Annotated in this window: 7 protein-coding genes and 1 pseudogene; 3 read left to right on the top strand and 5 right to left on the bottom strand. The window is 70.2% G+C overall.

Annotation, left to right across the window (positions count from 1 at the left end; translation table 11 throughout):
* The first annotated feature begins 101 nt into the window (after nt 1-101).
* Nucleotides 102-872, top strand: a complete 771-nt coding sequence (locus G3N92_RS30245) for a DUF4397 domain-containing protein (RefSeq protein ID WP_206131227.1) — start codon at nt 102-104, stop codon at nt 870-872.
* Nucleotides 873-947: 75 nt separating this feature from the next.
* Here the strand turns inward: G3N92_RS30245 and G3N92_RS30240 are convergent, their stop codons facing one another.
* Nucleotides 948-1,478, bottom strand: a complete 531-nt coding sequence (locus G3N92_RS30240; protein ID WP_206131226.1) for a DUF3005 domain-containing protein — start codon at nt 1,476-1,478, stop codon at nt 948-950.
* Nucleotides 1,479-1,574: 96 nt separating this feature from the next.
* Nucleotides 1,575-2,477 (bottom strand): MipA/OmpV family protein, encoded by a 903-nt coding sequence (locus tag G3N92_RS30235; RefSeq protein WP_206131225.1) that lies wholly within the window; start codon nt 2,475-2,477, stop codon nt 1,575-1,577.
* 714 nt (nt 2,478-3,191) lie between these two features.
* On the opposite strand from G3N92_RS30235, the gene G3N92_RS30230 reads away from it, so the two are divergent.
* The gene (locus tag G3N92_RS30230) at nt 3,192-3,443 is read left to right on the top strand and encodes a hypothetical protein (RefSeq protein WP_206131230.1); all 252 of its coding nucleotides are present in this window, start codon (nt 3,192-3,194) and stop codon (nt 3,441-3,443) included.
* 32 nt (nt 3,444-3,475) lie between these two features.
* Complete coding sequence (locus G3N92_RS30225) at nt 3,476-4,012, top strand: PRC-barrel domain-containing protein (protein WP_241015113.1); 537 nt, start codon at nt 3,476-3,478, stop codon at nt 4,010-4,012.
* 76 nt (nt 4,013-4,088) lie between these two features.
* On the opposite strand, the gene G3N92_RS30220 is transcribed toward G3N92_RS30225, so the two are convergent.
* From G3N92_RS30220 to G3N92_RS30210, 3 genes and pseudogenes are all read right to left on the bottom strand, one after another.
* Entirely contained in the window at nt 4,089-4,727 is a 639-nt protein-coding gene (locus G3N92_RS30220) for a DUF4142 domain-containing protein (protein ID WP_241015112.1), read from the bottom strand.
* A 62-nt stretch (nt 4,728-4,789) separates the two neighbouring features.
* A complete protein-coding gene (locus G3N92_RS30215) occupies nt 4,790-5,197 on the bottom strand; it encodes a BON domain-containing protein (RefSeq protein WP_206131224.1) in 408 nt (135 codons plus the stop codon).
* 195 nt (nt 5,198-5,392) lie between these two features.
* Nucleotides 5,393-5,608: pseudogene (locus G3N92_RS30210) on the bottom strand (hypothetical protein); the annotation flags it as partial.
* Nucleotides 5,609-5,713 lie beyond the last annotated feature (105 nt).

Below are 5,713 nucleotides of genomic sequence, written 5' to 3'. Positions count from 1 at the left end.
CGAGGGGGCACCGAGGGCATCGGCCCGCTGGCCGCACGCTGCCGCGCGCATCGCGCCCGGCCATGCGCAAGCCAACATTCCAATCAGACGGAGCAGACGACATGAAGGCAATTCGAACCCTGGCGGTCATGACCGCGGCCGTGGCGATGCTCGCCGCGTGCGGCGGCAACGACGGCAACGACATCGGCACCATCATCGGCATCTCGAAGCCGCAGGCGCGCTTCATCAACGCCGTGCCGCTCGGCCCCAACCTCGATTACTACCTGAACAGCAAGCTCAACACGGCGAACGTGGCCTACAAGGGTGTGACGCGCTACGCCGATCTCGACACCGGCAACCAGACCACGTCCTACAACTCGGCCGGCAGCAACACCACGATCGCCTCGCAGGCCTTCTCGACCGTGAACGGCCATCACTACACGACGATCGCGCTGCCGAGCACGTCGTCGGCGATCTCGGTGATCGACGATCCGTACGCCAAGGGCCTGCTGTCGGACAAGGCGCGCGTGCGCGGCTTCAACGCGTCGCCGAACGCGCAGAACCTCGACATCTACGTGGTCAATGCGGGCAGCACCAATATCAGCGCGGCCAACCCGACGCTGTCGAACGTCGCCTATCAGAACGCGGTGCCGGCCTCGACGCAGGATTCGCTCTATCTGTCGGGCGGCAGCTATCAGGTGATCGTCACGACCACCGGCTCGAAGACGCCGATCCTGACCACCGCGCCCGTCACGCTCGCCAACAACGCGGACTGGCTGGTGCTGACGATCCCGGCCGGCGGCATCAGCGACGTGGTGCCGAACGACATTCACGTGCTGGTCGCGCAGGGCAACGAAGCCGATGCCTCCGCGCAGGAGCTCGGCCCGCAATAAGCCGGCGCGCCATGCAAAAACGCCGCCGGGCTCAGGCCGGCGGCGTTTTCGTATCGGCGGCAACCGAGCGGGGGCTCAGCGCGCGGCGGGATCCGACGGTTCGAGCCGGATCACACGCTCGGTGCGTGCGCCGCAGGTGCGGCCCGCGTCGATGATGCCGGCCGTGCTGACCTGCCAGCCGAGCCGCGTTTCGACGGCCGGCGAGCCGTCGCCGCGGCGGCTCGCGAAGCCGGCCAGGCCATCGTCGGGCGTCGCCACGCTGCCGTCGAGCGAGGCGTTCGAGTGGATCTCGTTGTCGCGCCAGAGCGGCGCGTCGCGGCGGGCGTCGAAGCTCTTGCCGTCGACGTCCACGCAACTGTCGGACGCGCCCATGTTCGCGTTGTCGAGCGTGGCGATGCGGCTCGCCGCGCGCCGCACCGGATCGCCGTGTTCGAGCTGCGCGTAGCGCGCGCGATCGATGGCCGGCAGGCCGGTGGGCGTTTTCGAGGCGATCCGCTCGGGCGTGAGCTTGCGATCGCCGGCCGCGACCGGCGCGCCGCCCAAGACGGGCGCCGGCGTCTTCACCGGGTTGGCTTCGGTTTCCGAACGATTCCGTGACTGTTCCATTGTCTCCTCCTGGTCGGGGCGCCCTGGCCGCGCGGGGCGAACCGCGCGGCGGGCATGGACATCGGCGATGCGTGGCGAAGCGCGCCTCGGCCGTCGTCAGAACTGGTAATTGACCGAGACGTCCGCCACCGCGTTGGTCGAGCGTTGCGTGATCGGGCTGTTGCGCGCGCTGCCCACCAATTGCTCCACGGCGCCGTCCGCCGTGACGAACCAGTGCTTGTGGACGAACCACACCATCGTGATCCCGGCACCGTACGATTTCAGGCCCGCTTTCGCAGAATACGGCCGGTAGCCGCTGCGTGTCGATGCCTGCTGATTGATACCGAACCAGCTGTTCATGTAGTTCGAATCGGCGAACGACACGGTCGGCCCGGCGAACCAGAAGAACTTCTCGGAGCTGCCCGGCAGCGGCATGTAGGCCGACAGATCGCCGACCCAGCCGTTCGAGCCGCCGATGCTGCGCCGCACATCGGCACGCAGCACGATCGGCAGGTTCTTCGAGATCACGTAGTCGCCCGACAGCTTGATCAGCGGCGCGGCATTGATGTTCGGCAGGCCGTTCAGGTGGCCGAGATCGTCGGCCGAGCGGCGGCCGAGATCGTAGTTGATCGACAGCGTGGTGCGCCAGTTCCGGCCCTGCGCGAAGTTCACGCCGAGGCCCTCGCCGGTCGACAGGAAGAACAGGTCGCGGTAGCGCACGTCGAAGTTCGGGCCGGCCATCACGCGGTACTGATCGGAGCCTTCGTAGCGCGGCTGGAACGACGCGGCCGCGCCGAAGCGCACCGACCACGTCTCGGGCGGCTTCGGATTGAACACCTTCTGGAGCGGCACGCCGGCCGAGTATTGCCATTCGCCGAGCGGCGACGGCGTCTGCGCGCGGGCCGTGACGGCGGCGCAGCAGCAGACGGCGAGCACGGTGAGCCGAGACGGCACGATCGCGCGGCGCGGCAGCATCGCCGGGGCGCGCGGGGAAACGGAAACGGCACGGCATCGAATCATCAGCTCATCCTCTTTATGTAATCGGTTCTTCCGGGAGAGTGTCGACGCAGGCCGTGCATCGCGCGATGCACGTACCGCGGTCGTACCGCTGCTGCGCGTGTTGCCGTTGCCCATGTTACTCGCGACGCGTGCGCCATGGGCGGCCGGCCCGCCAGCAGGTTCGCCACGCACGAACCCCTCCCGTCGCCTCGCTCTCTCGCTCCCTCGCTTACCTGCCCCGCTGCCCGCTCACGCGCTCGGGCGGCTGCCGCGACGGCGGATCGCCCTCCGGGGCGCGTCGCGGCGTCGGCGGATCGGTCGGCCCGGGGTCGCCGTCGTCGGGCTGCGGGTCGGGATCGATCTCGGGGTACGGCGGCTCGGGACGATGCGGCGCGACACCGGCAGGCCGGCCGGCGAAGCGCGCTGCACCGGATCCGGCGAACCTTGCTGACGAAATGGAAACAGGCGTCACGATCGGTTCTCCGAATGCGAGTCAGCGGCCATTACTGCAATTCGCGTGCCATACGCAGCCGGGCGAGCGCCGTCGCTCAGGCAGGCCGGAACGGGACGGCACGCCGCAATGGGGTGGCGATCCGCGTGCATTCCTTACATCCGGCGCTGCAAATTTTTCAGTTTTGAGACAGTCATCGGCGCGACACCGCCACGGCAGGCCCGCACGCGATCCGGCATGGAGTTTGCGGCCCGATACGGCGTACCCACCGTGGAGGACTTGCGATGACATCCCTGACCCGCCCCGCTTCCCGAGCCGACGGCGACCGAGGCCGTCCGGCGGTCAGCGCGCTCGGCGACGCCGGCACGCCCGCGCCGGACGAACGCACCACCACGCGCCGCGACGAGAAGCAGATCGACAAGGCGCTCGAAGACACGTTTCCGGCCAGCGATCCGCCGGCCACCGGCGGCGTGACGCGGATCGATCCCGTGCCCGCCCACCAGCCGCCCGATCGCGGCGAACCGGGCGCGCCCTGAGCGGCGCAGCCCTTTCTGCAAGGAGGTCGATCATGAATCCCCATCCTGACACCCGTGCCGGCAACGGCATCGGCGAGCGCATCGTCGGGCGGCCCGCCGCCTCGGCGGGCCCCGGCCCCGACGTGATGGCCGCGGCCACGCTCGACGGCAACCGCGTGTATGCAACCGGCGGCGAGCACGTCGGCCACATCAAGGACATCATGCTCGACGTGCGCGGCGCGCGGATCGCCTACGCGGTGCTGTCGAGCGGCGGCGTGCTCGGCATCGGCGACAAGCTGATCGCGGTGCCGTGGCATGCGCTCACGCTCGACACCGACCGCAAGTGCTTCGTGCTGGCCGCCACCGCGGAGCAGGTGCGCGCGATGCCCGGCTTCGATCGCCATCACTGGCCGTCGTTCGCCGATCCGGCCTGGGCCGAGCCCGCCACCCTGAATCAGCCGGCCGCGGCCGCCACCGGCTGGGAGCCCGACGATATCGGTCACTTCGATGTGGATACCGGGCTCGATCTCGACGCCCCGCCGCACGAAAGCGCGCCGAACCGTCCCGAATCGCGCGGCGATCGTCATTGATCTGCTGGGTCGCCGCGTTTGAAGGAGCGTCCCGTGGGACGCTCTCTTTTTGCCTGCGCGCCGGGCTCGGTTCGGCTCAGCGGCCCACTTCGCGGGCCAGCTTCTGCGCGGCGGTCAAATGCCGATGCAGCATCGGCAGGCTGTTCTGCGCGAACGCGCGCAGTTCGGTCGAATGTCCGCCGCGCGCCTCCGCCGAAAACAGCCGGATCGCCTGCCGGTGCGCGCCCGGCCCGGCGATCGCCAGGTAGGCCACGTCGAAATCGTGGCCGCGCTTGTTGCGCAGCGCGTCGATGCCGGGATCGACGATCACCGCCGCCTGCGCCGGCACGCCCTCCTTCGCGGCGATCACGCGCAACTGCTCGTTGGCGCGGCCATGATCGTCGAGCATCGTCTTCGCGAACTCGCGCACCGCGGGCGATTCGGACTGCTCGATTGCCAACTGGCTCGCCTGCACCTCGCGCTTGCCGGCCATCGCGGCCTTGTCGACGAACTCGGGATCGATACCCTGCGGGCGCTTCGCGATCTCGCTGTCGCCCACCGGCGACGCCGGCTTGACGATCTCGGCGGCCACGCTCGGGCTGGCCGCGGGCGGGTCGTGCGGCGCCGGATTCGGCTCGGTCTGGGCCGTGGCGGCGCCTGCCGCGCCCAGCGCCGCGGCCAGGGCGGCCGCGCGCAGGCGCATGCGTGTCTTGGATCGGATCGTGGGTCGGATCATCCTCGCTCTCCTCGATGAATCCCGCTACGGGATCGTGCTGCGGCTGGACGACGCCGCCACGCTCAATTCGCGTGGATCGTCAGTTGGTCCTGCACCGAACGCACGCCGTCGACGCTCTTGACGGCCTGCACGGCGAGCGGCTTTTGCGCCTCGTCCGGCACGCTGCCGGTCAGCGTCACGCGGCCGGCCTTGGTGCTGACGTGGACGTCGCCCGACGACAAACCGCTGGTGCCGACCAGCGCCGCCTTCGCCTTGGTGGTGATCGTCATGTCGTGCATCTTGGCCCCGGCCGAATGCGTCGCCGAGGCCACGTCGTCGCTCGCGGCCGCGTTCGCGTCGAGCGAGGCCGTCGCGCAGAACGCGGTGGCGGCGGTCAGGGCGATCGCCAGCAGGCCGCGCGCGGAACGCGGGGCGGCGCGGTGGCGGTGGATCGGACGCTGCGGACGCTGGCATTCGGTGCGGTGCTTCATCGTGACCTCCAGGGATCGGGCCGGACGGGCCGGCGATACGCGAACCGACGCAACCGGCATACCCGGCCGCCGCGCCCCGCCGGGCAAGGCGAAGCCGGCGCGGCGGCGCTTTTCGTCAAGCCGATTGCAAGAATTACGAGGCGGAAGTCAGTGCCCGGGATGGGCGCGGCGGCCGGCGCTGGCGGCCGCGCGCCGTCACTTGTCGAGCGGGAAGGAGGCGGAAGCCGGCGTGGCGGACGGCGCGGTCAGCGATCGCACCGGCGCTTGCGTGACGCGCAGGATTTCGCGCGCCAGCGCCTGCACGTCCACCGGCTTGCACAGATAGCCGTTGAAGCCGGCCGACAGCACGCGCCGCTCGTCGGCCTGGCCGGCATGCGCGGTCACGGCCAGCACCGGTGCGCGGGACGCGGCGCCCGCGTCGCCCCGCCGCGCATCGCGCAGCCCGACGGGAACACGACGATAGACGCCCGCACCGATGACTCGATCGCCACGGCGCTGTCAAACCGCGGCACCGAA

This window comes from Burkholderia sp. Ac-20379 (assembly GCF_017104645.1).
Taxonomy (GTDB): domain Bacteria; phylum Pseudomonadota; class Gammaproteobacteria; order Burkholderiales; family Burkholderiaceae; genus Burkholderia.
This window is presented reverse-complemented; position numbering and strand designations above follow the sequence as displayed.